Origin of the sequence: Acinetobacter pittii ANC 4050, from assembly GCF_000399685.1 — a bacterium.
Taxonomy (GTDB): Bacteria; Pseudomonadota; Gammaproteobacteria; order Pseudomonadales; family Moraxellaceae; genus Acinetobacter; species Acinetobacter pittii_E.
Genome location: NZ_KB976987.1, coordinates 1165677 through 1188056, shown reverse-complemented (window position 1 = coordinate 1188056; position 22380 = coordinate 1165677). Strand labels below are relative to the sequence as shown.

Here is a 22380-nt window from a genome sequence, read left to right as displayed (position 1 = left end):
GCCCTCAAGAATGAGGGCTTAACTTTCAAACTTAAAAAGATGAATTAGCGATTTGGTAAAACTTCTTTTAAAGCTTCATGCATTTCAAGCAATGTCTTCTCGGTAGTTTCCCAGTCAATACAGCCATCAGTTACTGATTTACCATATTCAAGATCACAAAGATTTTCAGGAATATCTTGGCGGCCACCTTTTAAGTGACTTTCAACCATAATACCGACAATTGATTTATTACCATCTAAAATTTGTTCAGTAATATTTTTAAGAACAAGCGGTTGTAAGTACGGGTCTTTATTTGAGTTGGCGTGACTCGCATCGATCATGATTTTATTGCTAACTTTAGCTTTTGCTAAAGCATTTTCTGCTTCTGCAACCGAGCCTGCGTCATAGTTTGGTTTACCATTACCACCACGTAATACAACGTGTGCATAAGGGTTACCACTGGTATTGATAATTGAAACTTGTCCATCTTCGTTCAAGCCTAAGAAACTATGGCCATATTTAACAGATTGCATCGCATTGGTTGCAACAGTTAAACCACCATCTGTACCATTTTTAAAACCTACTGGTGAAGATAGACCAGAAGACATTTCACGGTGAGTTTGACTTTCGGTTGTACGTGCACCAATCGCAGACCATGAAATTAAGTCTTGGTAATACTGTGGTGAGTTAGGATCAAGTGCTTCAGTTGCACATGGTAAACCTTTTTCATTTAATTCAAGCAACAGCTTACGACCAATACGTAAACCTTTTTCGATGTTAAATGAATCATTCATATCTGGGTCATTGATTAGACCTTTCCAACCAATTGTTGTACGTGGTTTTTCAAAATAAACACGCATAACTAGATATAGAGTATCTTTAACCTTTTCGCTTAGCGCTTTTAAGCGATCAGCATATTCGTGAGCAGCTTTGGGATCATGAATAGAGCAAGGACCAATAACGACAAACAGACGCTTATCTGAACCATCTAAAATATTACGAATAGTTTCGCGGCCTTTTAGAACAGTTTGTGAAGCAACATCAGATAGAGGAAGTTCTGACTTAAGCTCATTTGGTGTTACAAGAGTTTGAATGCTTTTAATATTAACGTCGTCGATATCTGGCTTTGAAACGGAATTTAAATGTGTAGTCATTGCTGTCACTGGTTCAATCATACTAAAGGTTGTTTTGTGTACTGAATATACCATGAAATAATTATGAAAATCTTACATCTCATGGTATTTCAGTTTGGAAAAATCCTATTGATTTTACTATCTTTCAGTCGAGTTGCTTGTTTTTTCGGCAACCACGGCTTGTTGTTGTACCACAGGTGCTTTCGGTTTTGCTTTGACTGGGTGAACCATAAAGTTAACACCGAGGGCAAATAGGGTAATCCCTAAAATTTTTCGGATTAAACGTTCCGGCATACGAGAGCTAATTAATGTGCCAATGATAATTGCCGGAATCGAACCCACTAATAACCACATTAGAAGGTTAAAGTCGACGTTACCCGCACTCATGTGTCCTAGGCCAGCGACTAAGGTGAGCAATACAGCATGTACAACATCTGATCCGATAATGCGAATCATTGGTAAGTTCGGGAACATGATCACGAGTGCCATGATACCAAATGCACCGGCACCAACCGAGGAAAGCGTTACGAATACGCCTAAAATGATGCCCATAATCACGATAAAGCTACGTTTTTTATGGATTGCTAACTGCTCATTTTCAGTTTGGATGGTTTCTTTATTACGGAATTTATTAAAGAACTTCTCAATACGAGAACGGAAAATAATAGACACACCTGTTAAAGTCAGCATAAAGCCTAATACCATGGTTAACACAGACTTATAGTGTGTAGACTGACTTAAATAGTGTTCAAGTACCCACGCAGTACCGAAAGATGCAGGAATACTACCTACTGCTAACCATAAAACAATTGGCCAGACAATATTAAGCTTTCTAGCGTGAACCATTGATCCGCAAAATTTTGAAATTGCGGCATAAAGTAAATCGGTACCAATTGCGATATGTGGTTCAATTCTAAAAAGACTAATTAAAATTGGCGTCATTAATGATCCACCACCAACTCCTGTAATCCCTACACAGAAACCAACTAACATACCCGCTAAGATAAATTCAAAAGCACCAGACATCTTTATCGCCACTTATCACGAAACGCAGATATCTTATTCCTTTTAGAGATAAACAGTTGTCATGAATAATGATTTACTTATGCAAAAAAAAGCTAAGCAATGAAAATTTTGCTCAGCTTGTACTATTTTTCATCATTTTTAAAGAAAATGATTATTTTGATGACTTTAGTGGATTAATTAAAAGTATAAAAATAAAAGTTAATGGCGTTGCGAAGATCCACCAACTCACAAAACCAATTGAAAATTTATATTGGTGAATAAGAATAAATGCACATAAACCAAATAATATGAATGCAGCGACTTTAAAGTGTCGGTAATACTTTTGAGCCAACGATTTGAAATGTCCTGTTGATTTTGGCGATCTATATTTCTCGCTCGCCATAAATAGCAAATACATTCCTAATAAAATTAAGATGAAAGCTATAACAATCATGAGCTCACCTCAGTATTTAATTTATTTAGCTTTTTTTGAATTTTTTCTACAGCCTTATGCTGAATAGGTTGAATTTTGCAGAATATAAAAATGGCTAACGCTGCAAATATCCACAAAAACACATCTACACGTGTAAAGGTCAAATAATCACTCAAATTTTGTACATAATCATGTTTGACTAAATAACTTAGATTTAAGATTGGAAGTGCAATACTGAGCATAATAAAAAAGCAAAGTTGAGTTCGCCATAAATGCTGCTTTTTAGTGATTAGTGCAGTGATTAAACTGATTAACCAAACCAAGAAAAAGCTATAAACTTCATAATTGATCGTGGTTGAAGTGACTGTAAATAACCGATTAGCGCTTAAATAGGCAACAGTTGCACAAGGCAATCCAATAAATGCCGCAACATTTAAACGGTCAACTAAATAATGTCCGAAATGAAACTTACTATTTTTATTTTGAATTTGGCGTTTAAGACTCCAAAGTAACAGACCAGAGGCAATCATTACACAGCCTAAAATGCCTGAGAAAAAGAATCCTAAGCGTAGTAAAGGTTGAGCAAATGTCGCCATGTGTAAGCCATAAACACCCGCATTTAGCGTTGCAATAGGACTATTATTACGTGTATCTGCTAAGACTTTGCCAGTTGAAGCATTTAATGTAATTTGAGCCTGATTACGAGTGATGGAGTGATCTTCTTTTTGAAGAAAAGTAATTTGAGCTTGATTAGTATTCGGGTTTTTTACACTAATCGTTGATAAAAGTTGATTCCCCCAACTTTGTTGAACTTGTTTTAGTAGCTTATCGATAGCTAAGTTTTGAGCAGGCTGAATCGATTGATTCTCAAGTACAGTCTTTGTGCGAATCTCAGTAAAATACTGATAAGGGTTTTGGGGGTAAATTTTTTGCATTCCCCAAGGCAGATATAAATAAAAGAAAATAGCTAAGCCTGTAAACGTAATGGTTAAAAAGAAGGGTAGTGCAACGACTGAAGAAATATTATGAAAGTCTAACCATGAACGCTGAGACTTAAATGTACGTAAAGTAAAAAAGTCGGTGAATATTTTTTTGTGGGTAATAATGCCTGAAATCAAAGCAATCAGCATAATAAATGCGGCAAGACACACCACTAATCGTCCAACGATGATTGGAATACCAAAAAGTTGGTAATGGAAACGGTAAAAAAAATCGCCGCCTAAGGTCGCCGAAAGTTGAAGTTCTTTACCTGTGTTAGCATCAAGCGTGGCATTGCCATAACCGCCGTCAGCTTTTTCCCAGTACATAGTGTTGACGGGACTTTCTGGTGTTGCAACAGTTAAATACCAAGATTTGGCGTCTGGAGCGTTTTTTTGTAAATATTGATATGCTGTTTTAATAGCAATATCTTGCTTTACTTCATATTGCGCAAGTGCAGGTTGCATCCATAAATTAATTTCGTGTCGGTAATAAGATAGGCTACCCATTAAGAAAATGGCAAACACCAGCCATCCAAAAATTAAGCCAGTCCATGAGTGTAGCCATGCCATAGATTGACGTATACCCTTATGCATAACCCACCATACGTGTCACAGAAAAGAAAAGGGCGCACAAAATGATCGACAGCCCAGTGAGTTTCAAAAGTGATTGAATGCAGAAACCAGCAATTACAAAGACGACGTAAAATAAAATCGCTATAAATGCCGCGAGATATATAGCTTCAGCTTTGTCGAGGGACAAAAGGAAAATTCCAGTGAGTCCAAGACTTAAATACGCCATACAGGCAAAGCCCATACCGAAAACTAGCAAGAATCGATAGAAAACTTTTATACGATATGACACTGGGAGATTTACAGTTTTGGACATCTTGACTGACACATACACAAAGAATAATAAGTAAAGCCAATCCCTAAATTGGGATTGGCTACGATATTAATATTTAAACTTTACAGCAACTGTATAGTTGGCTGGAGCGCCATAGTAACCTTGGCCACCAGATAAACCTGTCAAATATTTTTCATTTGTTAGATTGTTTCCATTTACTTGGAACAGTACATGTTCGTTTAAATCATAACTGGCCATAACGTTAAGCAATGCATACGCATCTTGTTTTACAGTTGAGTAAGAGGTGTCATGTATATCATCTTGCCACTTAATGCTTGCACCAACTTTTAATTTTGGAATCTGTGGAACAGTATAAGAAGCTAAAACATTAAGTGTTTGAGTCGGGATATTAGGTCTACCTCTTTCACCCGTTTCCATATTTTTTAGACTAAATGTTGAAAAACCAAAAACCAAATCTAAGTTATCAGTTAATTTTCCAGTTAATCCGACCTCAACACCTTGCGATCTAATTGTTCCGATTGGAGATGAGTATTTGTTATAAAGCGGATCCCATAATGGGTTTAGTGCAAAATTATCTTCATCTGTTCTAAAGATGGCGATATTTCCTGTTAAAGCCCCATCTAACCAAGCGCTTTTTACACCTAATTCATAGCTTTCACCCTCTACTGGTACAGCTGTTTGTTTAGTAGAAAGATCGATAACAGTTTGTGGTCTAAAAATAGAGGTATAACTCATATAACCTGTATATTCAGGAGTAAAGTTATATGTAATACCTGCATATGGAGAAACTTTATTCTTTTTATATTCTAAAGTGTCGATTTCAGTGTAGTTGGCACCTAAGATAAATTTCAGATCCTCTCCTAAATGAAGGCGAGTTGCACCGTAAACGGACTTCATGGTTCTTTCTTCTGGGTCAGCATAGGTAAAGTCTCCCCAAGTCGGTTCATCAGGAGTCCAGCTTGGTAAATCTGTGGTAATAACACCTAAACTACTACCATACGAATAAACACTTTGAGCGCTATACTTTGACCAGTTATAACCAATATTTGCTTCGTGTTGCTGCCCTAATAAATTAAAAGTACCTTGAATGTCTGCATTAGCAGTAGTTTCTTTAAATTTTTGATTATAAATCTCTGGATAGAGCGAAATACCAGATGTATTGTCAGTATCAGACGGAGAGCCGCTGAGATAAAGCATTTTATCTTTAACATCTGATTTTTTTAGGTTATATCCTAATCTTAACTTCCAGTCTCCCCATAATTTTTGTTCAATATTGGCAAAATAATTATCTATTTCCCAATCGTAGTATGTCCATGAAGGTGCATAATTATAGTTACGAGAATAACTTAATGGTTCGCCTTTGGAATTAACCAAGGGTAGAGCACCCCATTGAGAACCATTAGCGTATTGACGAGTTTTGGAATATCCTGCTGAAACATTCGTGGTGTCTGTAACGTCAGCCTCTAAAATTCCTTGAAATCCGTTTTTTTCTTCTGAATAGCGGTCTAGATAAGAATCTCCGACTTTCTCATAACCTACGAGACGTCCTCTTACTCGTCCATCTTGAGTGAGAGACCCTGAAATATCAGCTTCATAACGCTGCGTATCCCATGAACCATAGCTCACACCAGCATTTGCTTGAAATTCTTGAGTCGGACGTTTACGAATATAGTTAATTGTAGCCCCCGGATCACCTAGCGCATTCGTTAGAGCATCAGCACCTTTGACAATTTCAACGCGATCGTAGAAATAACTATCCGCATCACTATTATTGTAATTATAGCTATCAACTTGAGGGATACCGATCCCATCTACCAAAATATTTGAAATGTCGAAACCACGAGCAGTATAAGTTGTGCGGTTTGTTTCCAATCCGGTTACAGTTACACCGGGTGTATTACTTAAAATATCTCGGGTACTGCTAAGCCCGAAATCTTCAATTTGCTGACGAGTAACGACATTAATAGTTTGTGGAGTTTCTTTAGCCTCAATATTAAGCTTGGTTGCGCTACTCGAGTTTTTAACATTATATGCTTTAGTTTGTTCCGAAGACTGCTCAGCATCTGATGCTTTAATTTGAATTGTCTGTAAAGCTTGTACCTCTGAGTCTTGAGCATAAGAGAGGTTCGCATAACAAATCGCGCAGGCGATTACGGTAAGCTTAAATGGTCGAGGTGGGATATTCATGGGATTAAAGATAATGTAAATAATTCTCATTTATTTTATTGTTTGTGAATGTAAGCTACAATTCAAATAACATTGTTAATTTAGATTAAAAAGTAGGTGATGAATGTAATTTTAGATAGTAATAATCCATGTATTACTTTTAATACCGAGATTTCTTTCGAGTTCAAGATTGGGAAACCTATATGCTAGAATGCGTTATTTCAAATTCTTGGGTAATTCGCCTTGGCAAATCGAAAACTTAAAATAGGCATTGTAGTTGGGGAAGTTTCTGGAGATACGCTTGGCGTTAAGCTTATGCGTAGTTTCCGAGAACAAGGAATCGATGCCGAATTTGAGGGAATCGGTGGTCCTCAAATGATTGCTGAAGGTTTTAACAGTTATTACCCAATGGAAACTCTGTCTGTGATGGGGATTGTTGAGGTCTTAAAAGACTTAAAAAAGCTATTCGCCGTGAGGGATGGTCTAATCAGTCAATGGACTCAAAACCCAGTTGATATTTTTATTGGAATTGATGCACCTGACTTTAACCTCAGACTTTCAAAAAGTATTAAGGAAAAGAATCTTCCAATAAAAACTGTTCAATATGTGAGTCCTTCGGTTTGGGCATGGCGTCAAGGACGTGTTCACGGCATCAAACAGAGTGTCGATTTAGTACTGTGCTTATTTCCTTTTGAAAAAGTCTTCTATGAACGATATGAAGTTCCAGCAGCATTCGTAGGACATCCATTAGCTAAACAATTACCGGTTGAGAATCCGATTCAAATTGCCAAACAACAATTAGGTATTGATGAAAATCAGAAACATATTGCTTTGTTACCAGGTAGCCGAAAAGGAGAAGTGGAACGACTTCTTCCTATGCTGCTGGGTGCTGCTAATATTTTGAATACGAAACATCCAGACATTCAATTTTTGATTCCCGCGATTAACGATGCTCGTAAACAACAGATTGCGCAGGGTGTCGAACAATTAGCACCTCAGTTAAAAGCAAAAATTCATATTTTAGAAAATACGGATAGTGAATCTAAAATTGGCCGTATGGTCATGAATGCGAGTGATATTATCGCTTTAGCATCTGGAACGGCGACATTAGAAGCAATGTTAATGCATCGACCGATGGTCACTTTTTATGAGTTGCATTGGTTAACTTACTTAATTGCCAAGTTTTTAGTGAAAATTCCTTATTATTCTTTACCTAATATTATTGCGGGTAAAAAAGTAATTGAAGAACTTATTCAAACCGATGCAACACCAGAAAACTTAGCAGCTGAAATAGAAAAACTGATGAATGTGGAAACTGCTCAAATTCAAGTGATGCAGCATTTAACTATGCATAAACAGCTTATTTCTGGAAATACGGAAGATCCGGTTCAAGTCATCTTAAATGTGCTCGAAAAATAAAAAAAGGCATTCTTATGAATGCCTTTTCTATTTATGCACGTACGATGAGCTCGTAACCCGTATATTTACGAATGTTGATAACACCAATGTCAAAAATTAAATATTGGCCTTTAATACCTTGTAATACACCGCGAATTTTTGGTGTTTTATCCAGATTTAGAGACTTAATTTTTTCAGGATATTGCTCAACTGGGTAAACAAACTCACGTGGTAATTCGTTTTCTAATAATTCAACAGTTTCGTTAAATTCAAGGTTTTGACTGAATTCCTCACGAATAGATTGAATTTTAGGTGCAAACTCTTCAATTAATTGATCACGCTGTTCAATCATATTTAAAGGCTCAGCTTCACCTTTAAGAAGTTTACGCCAATCTGTCTTATCAGCAATTAAAGAGCCAAACATGGTTTCAAGCTGACCAGATAAACGGCGTGATCCAACTTTTAAAATAGGTAAGGCTTGAGTTGCGCCTTGATCTAACCAACGACCTGGCATATGGCTAACGCGGGTAATTCCCACTTTTAAAGCACTAGAGTTTGCCAAATATACAATATGGGGCTGGAAACAAACATTATGGGCAAAATCATCTTCACGGCATGTGCCTAAATGATAGTGACATGTTTCAGGTTTCATAATGCAAAGGTCACATTCCGCTTTGGTTTTAAAACATTTAAAGCAGTGACCTTGAGAATAAGATTTCGGTGTTTTAGTGCCACATGACGTGCAATAAATATTACCTGTCCATTCGATTTCTAGTTCTTGTCCTAAATTAAAAGGAAGATCAATTTCTGAACGGTCTAATACAAATTTGTATTCAACATTTGCCTTGGTTGTCTGTTGATCAGTTACACTAGCATCTTTTAGGCCTGCATGCATTTTATGGCAAATGCCTTGTAGTTCCATAAAGTTTAAACTCACATCTTTCAATTAAGGGTTGCAGTTATGGCTGAACAAAATGTCATCACTTCTATGCTAGACGATTTATCAAACGAACAGCCCATTCATACTGCACTTTGTATTGGCCAGAAAATTGACCAGAATAACGCAATTCAATGGCACTATTTTACCGTAACTGAGCTTTTAAGTCTGCCTTTTACTCAGCGTTATGATTTGGGTTTTGTATTGTTCGATACTGAGGAAATGCAGAACATCAGCGATATGCAAAAATCACAATTATTAGTGAAGCTAAGAGATTTATTAGCAAAACGCATTGTTGTCGTGAGCAAGCGCAGTGATGAACAGTTATTACGTTCTTTAGGTTTTACGCAACTCATTGATAAAACTTCGCATGATAGTGATTTTGCTTTATGGCAATTTAACATCTTGACCTATAAACATGTGCCAGATTGGTTTAATTCAAAATTTTGGGCAAATCCAGAAAACTGGAATAAATTCCGTTGGTAAAAGAGCACTAAATCTCTTTCAAAATTTAACAATTTGGCTTTTGCTGTCTTAACAAGAATCCGCGTATGCTCATGTATAAACCATACATAAGAGTTACACATGACAAATTTAAGCAACATTGTAGAAGTTTTGGCTAAGCAAGCTTTAGGTGGGAATCAGCAAGCAGCAGGTCAAGGTGGTTTAGGTGGAATTTTAGGTTCAGTACTCGGACAAATGGGCGGTAATACTTCATCTGGTACTCAAGGTGGCTTGGGAGGCGTACTAGGTTCTGTATTAGGACAAGTCACTGGCAATAACAACACACCTCAAGCAGGTGGCGGTGTACAAAGTTTATTAATTGCAGTTGTGCCTTTAATCTTGGGTTGGGTGCAGCAACAAGGTGGTTTACAGGCTGCATTAGAAAAGTTGAAAGGTGCGGGTTTAGGAAGTCAGGTTCAAAGCTGGGTTGATCCAAATCAAAGTAATAGCGAAGTTCCGACTCAGCAATTACAGAGTTTATTTAATCCAGCCGATATTGAACAAGTTGCCGAGCAAACCCAAGCACCAAAAGAGCAAGTTTACGGAGCAATTGCTTCAGTCTTACCTCAGGTTATTGATTCATTAACACCTCAGGGTGACAGTACAGATCATCAAGAAGCAAATCAAGATATCCAAAACGTTATGAACCTTGTAAGTGGTTTCTTAAAATAAGGTATAAACTTCAAAAAAGCCGATAACTTTTATATCGGCTTTTTTATATTTAGTACCATAAAATAAAAGGGCATGAGCCCTTTTATTTTAGATATGAATCAAACATAACTGATTAGAAGTTATATTCGATACCAGTACCTACCACAGTTTGCTTGTCGTCATCATTCAACCAGTCGCGTTTTTGTTGAGCAACAATGCCATAGAAGCGAGCTTGTTTATTGATTTGGTAATCAAGACCTAAACCGTACAAGTCGATTTTACGATCCGCTTGACCACTTACTTGTGTTTCAGCTGAAGCATATTCTGCTTTCACTTTAAGTTTAGTGTTAGGAATTTTATAAGCAGCTGTTACTGCATATGCTTCTTCCTCTAAACCACGGTAAGCTTTACCAGCTTTATCGATTGAACCATCTGATTTATATGATTGACCATATGCAGTTAAGTCATCAGTAGGTTCAGCATGTTGCCATAAAGCACCTACCACAAAACCAGATTTTGCGATGTCATAAGAACCAGTTACACGGTAAGCATCTGTATAGACATCTTTTAGGCCATAAGCAGCATATTTACCTTTAATACCGAAGTCACCAGCAGCAGCTACTGCTAAGCCAATATCTTTGTTTTCGTAGCCAAGCGCAGTTGATACAGAGTCGAAACTATCATTTTTGCTATCTTTACCAGTTTCACCCGGTTTGCTATCAGAAGTACTTTCACCAGTTTGAGCCATGATGTTGAATGTTAAACCAGCTAATAATTTAGGGTCTAATTCAAAACCGATCACATTGTCTAAACGGTTTTCACCGTACATGATATTAGTAATATCTAAACGTGTATCGTCATTAAAGATGTCTTGGTTACCGCCAGCAGCAGTTTTGAAGTAAGAGTCATACTTACCAACTTTTAATGTACCAACACCTTCAGTTTTTAAACCAATAAAACGGTTACGTGCGCTAAGGTCAGTATCAGAACCCGAACCATCAGTAGAAATTGCCCACTCGGCTAAATAAACAGCAGATAATTTGTCAGTTAATTTCTCTTCGCCTTTAACCCCAATACGAGAAGAGTTTGAGTTAATTTCGGTAACGTCACTTTTTCCATCGAAATTTTTATTATCAACTTGGTTAATAGAAACATTTAGTTTGCCATACAAAGTTGGCGCTGCTTGCACCGCGTTTATGCTCAAAGTTGCAACTGCGGCAGCGAGTAGCAATTTCTTCATTGAGATTTCTCCAAAAGGTATTTAAAAAGGGCGTATGCCTAGCTAACTATTTATTTTGTAGTTGACTTGTGTACAAAAAGTTACAAAAGCTCACCAACTTGCTAAGCAGTATCGGCAAATTTTGTGACAGGGAAGTGAAGAATAAATGACAGTTTTATGACGCTTAAAATTTAGAAATAAATTAGTTTTTTCATTTTTTATAATTCTTAAAACGAAAAAAAGCGGAGTCTAAACTCCGCTTTAATAATTGAAAAATCAAAGAGCTGCTTTAATTTTTTCCGCTAATTCTTTAATTTTTTCTTGATCACCTAACTCTACAGCATGGCGTCCAAGTTGATGCACATTTGTTGGAATAAGGTGAAAATGAACATGGGGGACAGTTTGTCCCGCTGCTGCTCCAGAAAGTTGCATTAAGACAATACCTTCTAAATTGAGCGCTTTTTCCATTGCCTTAGCAATCTTCTGGACAATTTGTATGGTATATGCCGCTGCTTCAGGAGGTAAATCTAAGAGTGTTACAGCAGGTGTTTTTGGAATAACTAATGTATGACCATCGGCTTGAGGCATAATATCCATAAAAGCTAGAACTTGATCATCTTCATAGACTTTTATCGCAGGAAGTTCTCCGCGTAAAATTTTTGCGAAGATATTTTGATCATCATATGCCATGTATTATTCCTTTAAAACTATTTACATTTCAATTCTTTCTGACGTTCTTTAATAGCGTCAAGACGTTGCTGCTCTTTGTCAGAAAACTTTGGTTTTGTCGTATGACAGTTTTCATTACCATATTTCTCTTTTGCATCAGGATCTTTAAAACAAAAGCCTTTTGATGCATAAATCAAATTGTAATCGTCTTGCAATTTTTGACATTCTTGCTCAGGTGTTGCAGCTTGTAAGCCTAAACTAGCAATGCTCACCATGCCCGTAAAGACTGCAACCATAAATTTATTCATGAGCTTTTCCTCAGTTAAAGGTATGAACCTGTACTCAATATAAGGTTTATTGCCAAGATTTCAATGACTATTAATTACTCAAGTGTCATTTTGGTTTATAATTTGTTCAAATAATAAATAAAATTATTAGATATCAATAACTTAAAAATATCAAATAAAAACATAAACTTAACTAAAAAATTATATGTTTTTCCATAATCTAATGGTTGTTGAACGTCTTATAATCGCTAGTGATGAGCAAAAAGAATTCTTAAATAGATCTGCTAATAAATTCTATAGATTGAATTTTGATCTTATCCTTAAATTTTTGTTGAGCGTTCGGTCAGCCATTTCGCTAGTTGTGGCCAGAATTCTAGAGCACTTGCCTGACTCGACATTAAGCCTAAATGACCGCCAGGGATAAGCGTAAACGTAACATCTTGACTGCTTGTCAACTCACTTAATGGAGATGCAGCGTCAGCAGTTACCAACTGATCACTACGGCCAGCACCAACCAAGAGAGAGCAATCTATATTTTTTAATTCAATTTTCTGATCTTTTAGCTGAATAAAGCCGTGTTTCAATGGATTTTGTAACCACACATTAAACAACATGTCCTGATTAATTCCACCAGGATAATCAATCATATTATTTAAAAAGTTACTGAGGGTAGCATGCTCTTGTACAAATTGCAGGTCGTCAAGATTTTTTAGTAGTTGAACATGGCCATCAAACCAACCTTTAGGATCAAGAATTTTAAAACCCAAGGAGTTTAAAATTCCTGGGCTATGAATCAAACGTTTTGGTAATCCAGCATAAACACGGTCCTGAATCATTTTATTGCGACCAATAAAATGATTCATGGTTCGATAGAGCTTCCCAATATAACCAGAGGCATAACTGTCTATTGGACTACCAAGTACAATAAGATTTTTAACATGATTAGGTTGATTGAGAGCGGTATATAAAGTAACGAATATACCCGCCATACTCCATCCATGTAGCGAGATTTGTTCACTCCCTGAATGTGCTCGAACAAGTTCTATTGCTTTAGGAATAAAATCTTTAATAAATGATAAAAAGTTAAGGTGTCTATCTTTAAACTTTAAACGCCCCCAATCAACTAAATAGACATCAAAGCCTGCATTTTGGAAGTATTTGATAAGAGAACGATAAGGGTATAAATCATAAATTGCCATATTGATGGCTAAAGGAGCTACAAATACTAAAGGCTCTTTAAATTGTTTATTGGTCGCAGCGTAATAGCGAATCCGGGTTTGATTGAACTCCCCAATCACTTCAAAGGGAGTGCTTTGTGATAGTACCAATGATTTTGGATGAAATAGTCGGGTAGAAAGGTGCTTGATTTGACTTTGTTCAGAAACAAGGGACTTTAAGCGTTTCATCTTGCTTTACCAACTATTTACTAAAGTTGAATAAAGTCTAAGCGATAATTTTAAGGTTTACCTTGACCTTAAATACCTTAGACACTCAAAATGATGATAGTTTTTTAGTACATGACCAGTAAAGGCGCACATTTAATGAACCAGTCTGATGATTTAGAATACCAACTTGATACTTTAGCCATTCGTACCGGACATACTCGTAGTTTTGAGGGTGAGCATGGCGAACCGATTTTTTTGACTTCATCATTTGTATATGAAAACGCAGCTGAAGCTGCAGCAAAATTTTCTGGTCAGGTTCAAGGAAATATCTATTCTCGTTTTACTAATCCGACTGTATCGATGTTCGAAAAACGCTTAGCAGCTTTAGACGGTGCTGAGCGAGCTGTTGCAACAAGCTCGGGAATGGGCGCGATTTTGTCAGTTGCTATGGCATATTTAAAAGCTGGTGATCATGTTATTTGCTCAAGAGCAGTTTTTGGATCAGTTGTTGCCTTATTTGAAAAATATATTGCCAAGTTTGGTGTAGATATTACATTTGTTGATTTATGTGATTTGGACGCATGGAAAAACGCTGTACGTCCCGAAACTAAACTTTTTTTTGTTGAGTCGCCGTCTAACCCTCTAGCTGAGATCGCAGATATTCAGGCGCTTGCAGATATTGCTCATGCAAATGGTGCCTTACTTGCAGTTGATAACAGTTTCTGTACACCTGTTTTGCAGCAACCATTAAAGTTCGGGGCAGACCTTGTAATTTACTCGGCAACTAAATATTTAGATGGGCAAGGGCGCGCTTTAGGTGGCGCGGTTGTGGGTAATCATCAGTTATTAGAAGAAGTTTTTGGTGTTGTTCGTACGCTTGGACCATCAATGAGTCCGTTTAATGCATGGGTTTTCTTAAAAGGTTTGGAAACTTTACGCTTGCGTATGAAAGCACACTGTGAAAGTGCTCAAATTCTTGCAGAATGGTTATCTAACCATGAAAAAGTAGAGAAGGTTTACTATGCCGGTTTACCAAATCATGTTGGTCATGAACTTGCTGCACAACAGCAAAAGGGTTTCGGTGGGATTGTATCCTTCGTTGTTAAAGGCGAGCGTGAAGGTGCTTGGAAGGTTATTGATAATACCAAGTTTATTTCGATTACCGGTAACTTAGGTGATGTGAAGTCAACAATTACACATCCGGCAACTACGACACATGGCAAACTTTCTGTTGAAGCAAAAGAAGCTGCAGGTATTCAAGAAGGTTTAATTCGCGTATCTGTAGGTCTAGAAGATATTAATGACATCATTGGCGATATTTCACGTGGGTTAGATCTCATCTAATTATTTTAAAATTTTTATCGAAACTATTTTAGTTGCTTAAAAGCCATCTCATGAGTTGAGGTGGTTTTTTATCTAAAGTTACTTAATTTTTACAATTGCAATAAAAAAACTACATTTTATTTAAATCGTAATGCCAAGCAAAGGTTATAAAGACTTTAAATCAAACTAAAATAAATGTGAGTTTTAAAATGCTTAAGCCTATTGCTATTGTTGTTGTGGTGGGGGTAGTTGGTGTCATTGGATACAAATTATTAACTAAACCTGCGCAAAGCCCCGCATCAAATGAAACGACATTATTAATCAGCAATGCTGAGAAATCAGTACAAGAAGCAGATGAGTCTATTGAAAAAGCGAATAACTCTTTCAAAAAAGTTCCTTTAAGCGAATATCAAACAATCAAAGATGGTTTGCAGGCGTCTCAATAATCTTCTAAAGCATTTAAATCCTAAAGAAATGGCAGCTAATTTTGCTTTTGCCATGTATATGGCTGCGTCAAACAGAGCTAGAGATACCGATAGAAAACATTACTTTATTGTGTCAGAATTACGGATTAATTTGAGTTCAATGTACTAGCCTATATAGATTTTGATCAATAAGGCTAGCTCAACGAGATTAAGTTTTTATAAAGTATTGGCAGAACTGAATAATACTTTAAAGATTTGATAGAGATACGGAGTAAGGTTATGAATATCAATATGCTCATGCAGCAAGCGCAGCGCATGCAAAAAGATATGGAAACAAATATAAAAAAGGCTAAAGAAGAGCTTGCTCAAACTGAAGTTCAAGCAGAAGCTGGCGGTGGTTTGGTTAAAGTAACAATGACTGGCCGTTATATCGTAAAACGTATCGAAATTAATCCAGAATTACTTCAAGATGAGCCAGACATGATTGAAGATTTAATCGCTGCTGCGGTTAATGATGCTGTACGTCAAGCAGAAGTGATTTCTGAAGAAAAAATGCAAAAAGCAAATTCTGGTATGGGCTTGCCACCTGGCTTAGCGGGCATGTTCTAAGGAAATTCAGTGTTTAGTGATAGATTTGAACAACTCGTTCAAGCTTTACGTATATTGCCTAGCGTTGGTCCGAAATCGGCTCAACGTATGGCTTTACATCTTTTGATGAAAAATCGAGAAGGTGCATTTGCATTAGCTCATGCTCTACATGAAGCTTCAAGTTATATACATGAATGTAGTGTTTGTCATTCTCTGACTGAACATGAAATTTGTGATATTTGTGCCTCAACAGACAGAGATGATCAATTATTATGTGTAGTTGAATCACCAGCAGATGTGATGGCGATTGAGCAAAGTGGTAGCTTTCGTGGCAAATACCATGTTTTAGGTGGACATCTTTCTCCATTAGATGGTATTGGGCCTGAAGAAATTGGTATTCCTTATCTGATTCAGCGTTTAAGCCAAGGCACGATTGAAGAAGTGATTTTGGCAACGAATGCAACTGTAGAAGGACAGGCAACAGCTCATTATTTGGTAGAGGCGACTAAGCACTTACCAATACAAATGACACGTATTGCTCAGGGTGTACCTCAGGGTGGTGAACTCGAGTATGTCGATAGCCATACCTTAAGTCAGGCAGTGCATAACCGCATGAGAATGAAATAAGCATTGCGATGCTTATTTCATTAATACAATATCAATTTAATTGAAAAACTTCTGAATTGAATTCAACTATTAAACATAAATATTATTTTGTTTTTATAATAGTAGAAAGTTTAAATAGAATATGAATATAAGCATGAAAAAAATCTTATAAATTTTATAGAAGGGGTATTTGGAGATAAATTTAAAAATATAAATAAAAGCTCAAAAAATTATCTATTTTCGAAAAATTGTTCAAAAATAGAGTATTCATAAAGGTTTAAGTGGCATTTTTCTGCTTCTATGTTATATATACCAGAGTTTAAAGCACTCTTTGCATTTACTTGAGAAAGCATGTTTCAGTTTATCCAACAGCAAACCGAATTGGTTGATGTTCTTCAAAAAATGGATCAATGTTCAATATATGGACTTGATACAGAATTTATTAAGGTTGACACACTCTGGCCGAAACTTGGAGTATGCCAAGTCAATGTAAATGGCAATGTCTATCTGTTGGATGGTGTTTCATTAGATCTAAGTCAGTTTTGGAAAAAGATCTTTCTCGCACAGCAAAATATTTTTCATGCATGTGGAGAGGACATCGACTTAATTTACCATTATGCAGATCAAGAAGATTTGCTTAAAGTGTTTGACACTCAGGTAGGGCTTTCTTTCTTAGGCCATGGCTTGCAAGTGAGTTACCAAGGTGCTTTAAAACTTTGCCTTGATATTGACATTGAAAAAGATCAAACAAGATCTGATTGGTTAGCTCGGCCTCTATCGCCTCAGCAACTTTGTTATGCAGCTAATGATGTTTTATATCTAATGAAGCTAGCTAGTCATATTCAAGAACAGCTTAAGCAAAAAGGGCTTTATGACTATGTTCTTGAGGATTGTAGTAGCTTAACTAAAGAAATTATTAGTGAAACTCCGACAGAATTACTCTATACCGATGTCGGCAATTATCGTCACTCACGTCGTCAGCTAATGCAGTTACAAAATTTAAGCGAATGGCGCGAATATATTGTAAAAGCAACAAACCAGCCACGTAGTTTTATTCTTAGAAACTCAACTATGATTGATATGGTTGAAAAGAACCCGCGTAATAGCTTTCAACTTTCGCAAGTGAAGGATATTCGTCCAAATGTGGTTCGTGAATATGGCAAAACTATTTTAGAATTACTTAAAGATCTACCTATCGAAAATCAGTGGCCATCGAAAATTGCAAAACCCTTTAAAGTAACGTCTAAAGAGACTTTACATAAAATGGATATGGTGCTTGCTCATGCAATAAATGAAACTTCTATTCCTAAAGAAGTATTGCTGAGAAAAAAATGGTTAAATGCTATTCATCAACATGTTCTTTCGCAAGGTAATGAACAAGATTTACCTGATTATTTATTAGGTTGGCGCTATGAGTTGTTAACCCAACCATTAATCCAATTGTTTCAAGAAGAAAAACAAAGTCTATCGATTTAATATCCAATCCTATTTAAACTTAAAAGGCTCATCATGGATGGGCCTTTTTATTCAATAAATGGCTAATACATTAAGATTTTAATTAATGAGATCTTATTTAAAAATAACTTAATTAAATATTAAAATTATAAAAATGAGTTTTCTGTAGATTATCTAAATAATTATATTGCCTTATAAAATTCATAAAACAATTTAAAATTCCAATAATGAATTAAATTAACTTATATAGTGAGAAAAATTCAATTGCTTAAACATACAGGTCTGTATATTCTTGGTTTTAAGAAAAACAATTTCAACATATATAATATATAACTATAAGTTTGTTTCGGTGCAGAAATGAAAAGCCTACCCAATAGGGTAGGCTTATTTATTTTTATTGGACTAATATTAATCTAACTTAATTTTAAAATTTTAAGTATTAATATCCTCTAAATTCTACATAAATGAATGAGCAATTTCAGACACAACGTTTTCAGCTTTGTGATAAGCATTTTCTAATGACGATATATGCCGATGATCACCAAACTCTTGATATTCAGAGGTAATTTCATAAATTTTCTCTACACCTAAATATTTACTGAGTGTACGAATGTGAGGTAAAAGATGACTCATGTTGTGTCTGATACCATCCTCCTCAAAACCAAACTCTCCGCTCGAAGTGATAATAATTAATATTTTACCAGACAAAAGAGGTTGTAAAGGAAAGTCTCCTCGAGCAAGGTCAAAATCAAAAGTTTTATTAATCCGAATAATTTGATCAAACCATGCTTTAAGCGGAGCAGGCATACCGTAATTGTACATAGGTGAAGAAATTACAAGGATATCTGAATTTGAAACTTCTGCTATTAATTGATCTGATATAGATAAAACATCGTGTTGAGCTTGTGTTCTTTTAGTTTTAGGGGTGAATACGGCAGCGATCCATTCTTGAGTAATAAATGGTGGAGGATTCATTCCCACATCACGATAAATATACTCATCTATAGGTAGCTGTTTTTTCCATGAATTGATCAATCGAGTAGCAATATTTTTAGAAATCGAATTGTGGTTTGGATTAGGGTTAATTGCAGCTCTTACACTAGCATCTATATGTAATATTTTACTCATCATTAGTTCCATAATAATTAAGATTTAATTTATTTTGAGTTTTAAAAGATAAGTTGACAAACGAGAAAATTATATTTATAGATGATTTTGGTTCACCTATAAGTATTATTGGGAGAAAGCATGCAAGTTTCTTTGCAAGCCCTTAAAGCATTTGAGTCAGCAGCTCGATTAGGTAGTTTTAAGTTGGCTGCTGAAGAACTTTCACTCACACCAACTGCAATTTCGCATCATATTACGAATCTAGAAAGTAGATTAAATGTTGATTTATTTCACCGACAAGTAAGAAAAATCACGCTTACAACAACAGGAGAAAGACTCGCTGGGGCAATTTCTGAAGGATTTCGTAAAATTGAAGAAGCCTTAGATGAAATAACGGTAAATGGAAACGTAGTGAGAGTGGCGAGTACGTCTTCACTAGCTGCAATGGTATTAATTCCTTCAATAAATGAATTTTATCAATTGCATCCCGATATCTCAGTGGAATTTTCTACAGGTGAAGTTTTAGAAAATCATTTATATACCTTACCTATCCGATATGGCGACATATCTTTCGTCCAGTCTCAAGATATTATTAAATATGATTCTTTTAATATGTTTGGTTCATCTAAACTTGATCCACTTAGATGCCCGAGTGAGCCAATAACTTTATTTACAACAGAATGGAAAAATAAGGCATTACCAAGTACACCTCTAGAGGCTTGGTTTGAGGAAAATGAATGGGATCAAAAGAGGGTAACAATTAAGAAATTTGATCAGGAGATTTTTGGGATACATGAAGCCTTATCTGCCAATGGATTAGTATTTTGCTCTCATACACTGGCCCATAGGTTTGTTAAAGCGAATCTTTTACAAGAGTTTGAAACTAAAACAGTTCAATCAAAGCTATGTTACTACATACCAAATAAGGAAGATTTTAAGAATAGAAATGCTAGAAAATTTATCGAGTGGGTAGAAAATTTATTGAATCAATAAACTTATATCTTTAAATGAATTTAACTACATAACACTAAAACTTATATCGCTTTTTTATGTTATAAAATTAGATAAATTAATAATTAGAGAGATAAATATGCTTAATAACTTTAATGCTGAACAAGCTCGGCAAAATGCTAAAAATTTTAAAATAAATCAAGATGTCATATTGGAAAAAATTTTAACTGGTACTGAGTCAGAATCTAAGGAGGGGAAGCGAAAAGCAAATTTTTGGTTTCCTGTTGATGCCATAAGTCCTGATCATCTTACATTGGTTGAAGAGGAGCTTAAAAGTAGAGGTTTTAATGTCTCAACTGATATTGAACATTCAGGTACTACAATCACAATTGAAATAAGCTTCTAATCATTGATAGGTTTTAACTAAACCATTCTTAAAATAAGAGTGGTTTTTTATTGCATGATTTTTCGTGACCTAAAAGAAGCATATATAAAATTATTTACAATTAAACTTATATTAATCAGGTTTTTATTTGACAGCTTCCATCTTCTTCTGTAGCTTTATTTTTTGAGTGGAATATGGATATGAACTTCCAAACAATACTTTTAAACTTCAAAAATCAATCTACTGGTACAGATGCATTTAAAGATTTAAAAAATGCTTGTGAACAGTCTCTTAAAGAATCTCAGAATACAAAAGAAAAAGCAGCCGTTTACCTAATCTATGGTTTTGCCCGTAGTTATGTACTCTTATATGAAGATGAAGCAGTAACGACTGAATTTTCCCATGCCTCTAAAACTAAGCTTATTTCCTATATGGAAAGACTTAATCAGGCTTTATTAAGCCATGAGGATAGCGCTATTTTGAATGCTTTAAATCAAGTAAGCGATGACTATATAAAAAGCTCTCGAGTTTTCTAGAGCAAATGAATAAGTGCTTAGATAAAAATACTTCTTTAGTTTGAGCTAAAGAAGTATTTTATTTTTATATATTAATGAGACTTTTTCTTACCGCCACCATCTTGTTTATTGACGGTAGACCATGCAATTCGTTCGGCTTCTTCTTCAGAATGACCTCTATCTACTTCACTCTCAACAATATGTTTGGCCTGACGTTTTTGCTTGGCTGTATAAGCAGTTTTATCACCACGAGGCATAATTTTGTCCTCCATATCTATGAACAAGATACTTTATTAAAACATATCTCGCTATTAAACGAGTTAAATAATATCTGGTGATGTGTAGTGAAGTAGTTAAAAGTTTTACTCAAGTGTATATTCTTAAACAAGTAAAAAAGAAATTTATTATTTTTAATAGTTTAAGTATAAATCTTATAAGAAAGCTATCAACAAGTATTCAATAATGAATGCTTTTTTGCCAGTCCTAAAACTGATTTTATTTTAGTAAAATAGATTTTTAATTTATCATTTTAAATCATGTGGTTATATGAATTTGGTAAAATTCCATTCTTGTTTACAACAAAGTAATTATCGACCTTAATCAATGTTGTAGGTTAATATTTCTCAAGAATTAAAAAAACGACTGATGCGTAAACAAACCTACGTGTGTGTGTCGTTTTTTTTCATGTATGCTGTCCTTAGTTCAAGAGTTGATTTGAAATGCACTGTGATATTTATAGATCGAGCAAAAAAGATGAAATGTACATGTATATTGCTCGTCCAAACTATCCTGACGATGCGGAGCAAGCTGATCCGTTTGAAAATGTTCCTGAAGCTGTTTTACAAGCGTTTGGTCGTGCAACGTTTGTCATGCATTTAGAGTTAGCTCCAACACGTAAATTGGCGCGTGTTAACGTTTTACATGTTTTAGACTCATTACAAACAAAAGGTTTCTTTATTCAGATGCCGCCAGAAGGGTTAATTAACCCAAATGCAGTTGAACCAGAGGGCTTACGTGGTGCGTGAAGATCAAACTGGAATAATGAATCAATTATTTTCTTTTTTGGACGTTGTTCCTGAAGGTGTTATTGCTTTAACAGCTTACGGAATAGGCGCTATTATTGCTTTGTGGTGTTGGTGGCGATTAATGCGCCGTCTTCCTACAACTCTTGGTGCAATTAGCTGGCTTGTGGTATTTGCTATTTTAGTCACACCAACAGTGTCTGAGGGGCCGAATGCATCTGTGGCACCTGCTATTTTTGGACTCCTTTTTGGTGTTTTAACTAAAGATAGTCCGTTAATTTGGTCAAATTTATCTTTAATTCTGTTTGTAGTTGGTCTAGGTTTGGTGATTGGATATTGTTGGTCAAAATATTCAACTAACAAAAACATGCGTTCCATCTAACCATTGAAAT

General features: G+C 35.6%; 26 protein-coding genes and 1 pseudogene. 14 read left to right on the top strand and 13 right to left on the bottom strand.

From position 1 onward, the window contains the following. Nucleotides 1-44: 44 nt before the first annotated feature. Nucleotides 45-1154 (bottom strand): 3-deoxy-7-phosphoheptulonate synthase, encoded by a 1110-nt coding sequence (locus tag F931_RS09345; protein WP_025470309.1) that lies wholly within the window; start codon nt 1152-1154, stop codon nt 45-47. A 96-nt stretch (nt 1155-1250) separates the two neighbouring features. Further along, nucleotides 1251-2138: a sulfite exporter TauE/SafE family protein gene (locus F931_RS09340; protein WP_016141135.1), complete on the bottom strand. Its 888-nt coding sequence runs from the start codon at nt 2136-2138 to the stop codon at nt 1251-1253. 61 nt (nt 2139-2199) lie between these two features. On the opposite strand from F931_RS09340, the pseudogene F931_RS21970 reads away from it, so the two are divergent. After that, nucleotides 2200-2315: pseudogene (locus tag F931_RS21970) on the top strand (hypothetical protein). Here F931_RS21970 and F931_RS09335 read toward each other — a convergent pair. The 4 genes from F931_RS09335 to F931_RS09325 form a co-directional block, all read right to left on the bottom strand. After that, nucleotides 2290-2571, bottom strand: a complete 282-nt coding sequence (locus tag F931_RS09335) for a hypothetical protein (RefSeq protein WP_016141134.1) — start codon at nt 2569-2571, stop codon at nt 2290-2292. The pseudogene F931_RS21970 and the gene F931_RS09335 sit on opposite strands and share 26 nt — an antisense overlap. Beyond that, nucleotides 2568-4124, bottom strand: coding sequence for a PepSY-associated TM helix domain-containing protein (locus F931_RS09330; RefSeq protein WP_016141133.1), 1557 nt, complete (start codon nt 4122-4124; stop codon nt 2568-2570). The genes F931_RS09335 and F931_RS09330 overlap by 4 nt, the downstream gene beginning before the upstream one ends. Then, the gene (locus tag F931_RS0103760) at nt 4117-4416 is read right to left on the bottom strand and encodes a hypothetical protein (protein WP_025470308.1); all 300 of its coding nucleotides are present in this window, start codon (nt 4414-4416) and stop codon (nt 4117-4119) included. The genes F931_RS09330 and F931_RS0103760 overlap by 8 nt, the downstream gene beginning before the upstream one ends. Nucleotides 4417-4482: 66 nt before the next feature. Further along, nucleotides 4483-6582, bottom strand: a complete 2100-nt coding sequence (locus tag F931_RS09325) for a TonB-dependent siderophore receptor (protein WP_016141132.1) — start codon at nt 6580-6582, stop codon at nt 4483-4485. Between the two features lie 222 nt (nt 6583-6804). Between F931_RS09325 and lpxB the strand changes: the two genes are divergently transcribed. After that, a complete protein-coding gene (lpxB, locus tag F931_RS09320; RefSeq protein ID WP_016141131.1) occupies nt 6805-7980 on the top strand; it encodes a lipid-A-disaccharide synthase in 1176 nt (391 codons plus the stop codon). Nucleotides 7981-8011: 31 nt separating this feature from the next. Here the strand turns inward: lpxB and F931_RS09315 are convergent, their stop codons facing one another. Then, on the bottom strand, nt 8012-8881 hold the full coding sequence (locus F931_RS09315; protein WP_016141130.1) for a DUF2797 domain-containing protein: 870 nt from the start codon (nt 8879-8881) through the stop codon (nt 8012-8014). Nucleotides 8882-8920: 39 nt separating this feature from the next. Here F931_RS09315 and F931_RS09310 point away from each other — a divergent pair, with 39 nt between their 5' ends. Next, the gene (locus F931_RS09310) at nt 8921-9382 is read left to right on the top strand and encodes a DUF6231 family protein (protein WP_016141129.1); all 462 of its coding nucleotides are present in this window, start codon (nt 8921-8923) and stop codon (nt 9380-9382) included. A 99-nt stretch (nt 9383-9481) separates the two neighbouring features. Next, a complete protein-coding gene (locus F931_RS09305; RefSeq protein WP_016141128.1) occupies nt 9482-10072 on the top strand; it encodes a YidB family protein in 591 nt (196 codons plus the stop codon). Between the two features lie 112 nt (nt 10073-10184). On the opposite strand, the gene porB is transcribed toward F931_RS09305, so the two are convergent. From porB to F931_RS09285, 4 genes are all read right to left on the bottom strand, one after another. Next, nucleotides 10185-11291 carry a porin gene (porB, locus tag F931_RS09300; RefSeq protein WP_016141127.1) on the bottom strand — a complete coding sequence of 369 codons (1107 nt, stop codon included), beginning with the start codon at nt 11289-11291 and terminating at the stop codon, nt 10185-10187. A 255-nt stretch (nt 11292-11546) separates the two neighbouring features. Further along, entirely contained in the window at nt 11547-11960 is a 414-nt protein-coding gene (locus F931_RS09295) for an HIT family protein (protein ID WP_016141126.1), read from the bottom strand. 17 nt (nt 11961-11977) lie between these two features. Next, nucleotides 11978-12247, bottom strand: a complete 270-nt coding sequence (locus F931_RS09290) for a YARHG domain-containing protein (protein ID WP_016141125.1) — start codon at nt 12245-12247, stop codon at nt 11978-11980. A 299-nt stretch (nt 12248-12546) separates the two neighbouring features. Continuing rightward, nucleotides 12547-13632 (bottom strand): alpha/beta fold hydrolase, encoded by a 1086-nt coding sequence (locus F931_RS09285; protein ID WP_016141124.1) that lies wholly within the window; start codon nt 13630-13632, stop codon nt 12547-12549. 135 nt (nt 13633-13767) lie between these two features. On the opposite strand from F931_RS09285, the gene metZ reads away from it, so the two are divergent. The 5 genes from metZ to rnd all read left to right on the top strand — a co-directional run bounded on the left by metZ (nt 13768) and on the right by rnd (nt 18029). Beyond that, a complete protein-coding gene (gene metZ / locus F931_RS09280) occupies nt 13768-14955 on the top strand; it encodes an O-succinylhomoserine sulfhydrylase (protein ID WP_016141123.1) in 1188 nt (395 codons plus the stop codon). Between the two features lie 188 nt (nt 14956-15143). Continuing rightward, a complete protein-coding gene (locus tag F931_RS09275; protein ID WP_016141122.1) occupies nt 15144-15380 on the top strand; it encodes a hypothetical protein in 237 nt (78 codons plus the stop codon). A gap of 258 nt (nt 15381-15638) precedes the next feature. Further along, on the top strand, nt 15639-15968 hold the full coding sequence (locus tag F931_RS09270) for a YbaB/EbfC family nucleoid-associated protein (protein WP_016141121.1): 330 nt from the start codon (nt 15639-15641) through the stop codon (nt 15966-15968). A 9-nt stretch (nt 15969-15977) separates the two neighbouring features. After that, nucleotides 15978-16574, top strand: a complete 597-nt coding sequence (gene recR / locus F931_RS09265; RefSeq protein ID WP_002113756.1) for a recombination mediator RecR — start codon at nt 15978-15980, stop codon at nt 16572-16574. Between the two features lie 330 nt (nt 16575-16904). After that, nucleotides 16905-18029, top strand: a complete 1125-nt coding sequence (rnd, locus tag F931_RS09260) for a ribonuclease D (protein WP_016141120.1) — start codon at nt 16905-16907, stop codon at nt 18027-18029. Between the two features lie 435 nt (nt 18030-18464). On the opposite strand, the gene F931_RS09255 is transcribed toward rnd, so the two are convergent. Beyond that, nucleotides 18465-19139, bottom strand: coding sequence for an FMN-dependent NADH-azoreductase (locus tag F931_RS09255; RefSeq protein WP_080649460.1), 675 nt, complete (start codon nt 19137-19139; stop codon nt 18465-18467). Between the two features lie 117 nt (nt 19140-19256). Here F931_RS09255 and F931_RS09250 point away from each other — a divergent pair, with 117 nt between their 5' ends. From F931_RS09250 to F931_RS09240, 3 genes are all read left to right on the top strand, one after another. Continuing rightward, nucleotides 19257-20108, top strand: a complete 852-nt coding sequence (locus tag F931_RS09250) for a LysR family transcriptional regulator (RefSeq protein ID WP_016141118.1) — start codon at nt 19257-19259, stop codon at nt 20106-20108. A 97-nt stretch (nt 20109-20205) separates the two neighbouring features. Beyond that, on the top strand, nt 20206-20472 hold the full coding sequence (locus tag F931_RS09245; protein ID WP_016141117.1) for a hypothetical protein: 267 nt from the start codon (nt 20206-20208) through the stop codon (nt 20470-20472). 179 nt (nt 20473-20651) lie between these two features. After that, nucleotides 20652-20987 carry a hypothetical protein gene (locus F931_RS09240; RefSeq protein WP_031945511.1) on the top strand — a complete coding sequence of 112 codons (336 nt, stop codon included), beginning with the start codon at nt 20652-20654 and terminating at the stop codon, nt 20985-20987. Between the two features lie 71 nt (nt 20988-21058). Here the strand turns inward: F931_RS09240 and F931_RS09235 are convergent, their stop codons facing one another. Further along, the gene (locus F931_RS09235) at nt 21059-21223 is read right to left on the bottom strand and encodes a hypothetical protein (RefSeq protein WP_016141115.1); all 165 of its coding nucleotides are present in this window, start codon (nt 21221-21223) and stop codon (nt 21059-21061) included. A 462-nt stretch (nt 21224-21685) separates the two neighbouring features. On the opposite strand from F931_RS09235, the gene F931_RS09230 reads away from it, so the two are divergent. Both F931_RS09230 and F931_RS09225 read left to right on the top strand, forming a co-directional pair. Then, complete coding sequence (locus F931_RS09230) at nt 21686-21991, top strand: YcgL domain-containing protein (protein WP_016141114.1); 306 nt, start codon at nt 21686-21688, stop codon at nt 21989-21991. Beyond that, nucleotides 21984-22370 (top strand): hypothetical protein, encoded by a 387-nt coding sequence (locus F931_RS09225; RefSeq protein WP_025470307.1) that lies wholly within the window; start codon nt 21984-21986, stop codon nt 22368-22370. The genes F931_RS09230 and F931_RS09225 overlap by 8 nt, the downstream gene beginning before the upstream one ends. The last annotated feature ends 10 nt before the right edge of the window (nt 22371-22380 follow it).

Excerpts from the sequence above, each read along its gene's own strand:
- F931_RS09255 (WP_080649460.1), bottom strand. The coding sequence starts at position 19,139 with ATGATGAGTAAAATATTACATATAGATGCTAGTGTAAGAGCTGCAATT.
- F931_RS09315 (WP_016141130.1), bottom strand. The coding sequence starts at position 8,881 with ATGGAACTACAAGGCATTTGCCATAAAATGCATGCAGGCCTAAAAGAT.
- F931_RS0103760 (WP_025470308.1), bottom strand. The coding sequence starts at position 4,416 with ATGTCCAAAACTGTAAATCTCCCAGTGTCATATCGTATAAAAGTTTTC.
- F931_RS09345 (WP_025470309.1), bottom strand. The coding sequence starts at position 1,154 with ATGATTGAACCAGTGACAGCAATGACTACACATTTAAATTCCGTTTCA.
- F931_RS09235 (WP_016141115.1), bottom strand. The coding sequence starts at position 21,223 with ATGCCTCGTGGTGATAAAACTGCTTATACAGCCAAGCAAAAACGTCAG.
- F931_RS09330 (WP_016141133.1), bottom strand. The coding sequence starts at position 4,124 with ATGCATAAGGGTATACGTCAATCTATGGCATGGCTACACTCATGGACT.
- metZ (WP_016141123.1), top strand. The coding sequence starts at position 13,768 with ATGAACCAGTCTGATGATTTAGAATACCAACTTGATACTTTAGCCATT.
- F931_RS09230 (WP_016141114.1), top strand. The coding sequence starts at position 21,686 with ATGCACTGTGATATTTATAGATCGAGCAAAAAAGATGAAATGTACATG.
- F931_RS09270 (WP_016141121.1), top strand. The coding sequence starts at position 15,639 with ATGAATATCAATATGCTCATGCAGCAAGCGCAGCGCATGCAAAAAGAT.
- rnd (WP_016141120.1), top strand. The coding sequence starts at position 16,905 with ATGTTTCAGTTTATCCAACAGCAAACCGAATTGGTTGATGTTCTTCAA.
- F931_RS09325 (WP_016141132.1), bottom strand. The coding sequence starts at position 6,582 with ATGAATATCCCACCTCGACCATTTAAGCTTACCGTAATCGCCTGCGCG.
- F931_RS09285 (WP_016141124.1), bottom strand. The coding sequence starts at position 13,632 with ATGAAACGCTTAAAGTCCCTTGTTTCTGAACAAAGTCAAATCAAGCAC.
- F931_RS09335 (WP_016141134.1), bottom strand. The coding sequence starts at position 2,571 with ATGATTGTTATAGCTTTCATCTTAATTTTATTAGGAATGTATTTGCTA.
- porB (WP_016141127.1), bottom strand. The coding sequence starts at position 11,291 with ATGAAGAAATTGCTACTCGCTGCCGCAGTTGCAACTTTGAGCATAAAC.
- F931_RS09245 (WP_016141117.1), top strand. The coding sequence starts at position 20,206 with ATGCTTAATAACTTTAATGCTGAACAAGCTCGGCAAAATGCTAAAAAT.
- F931_RS09310 (WP_016141129.1), top strand. The coding sequence starts at position 8,921 with ATGGCTGAACAAAATGTCATCACTTCTATGCTAGACGATTTATCAAAC.
- F931_RS09290 (WP_016141125.1), bottom strand. The coding sequence starts at position 12,247 with ATGAATAAATTTATGGTTGCAGTCTTTACGGGCATGGTGAGCATTGCT.
- F931_RS09250 (WP_016141118.1), top strand. The coding sequence starts at position 19,257 with ATGCAAGTTTCTTTGCAAGCCCTTAAAGCATTTGAGTCAGCAGCTCGA.
- F931_RS09275 (WP_016141122.1), top strand. The coding sequence starts at position 15,144 with ATGCTTAAGCCTATTGCTATTGTTGTTGTGGTGGGGGTAGTTGGTGTC.
- F931_RS09305 (WP_016141128.1), top strand. The coding sequence starts at position 9,482 with ATGACAAATTTAAGCAACATTGTAGAAGTTTTGGCTAAGCAAGCTTTA.
- F931_RS09340 (WP_016141135.1), bottom strand. The coding sequence starts at position 2,138 with ATGTCTGGTGCTTTTGAATTTATCTTAGCGGGTATGTTAGTTGGTTTC.
- F931_RS09295 (WP_016141126.1), bottom strand. The coding sequence starts at position 11,960 with ATGGCATATGATGATCAAAATATCTTCGCAAAAATTTTACGCGGAGAA.
- F931_RS09240 (WP_031945511.1), top strand. The coding sequence starts at position 20,652 with ATGAACTTCCAAACAATACTTTTAAACTTCAAAAATCAATCTACTGGT.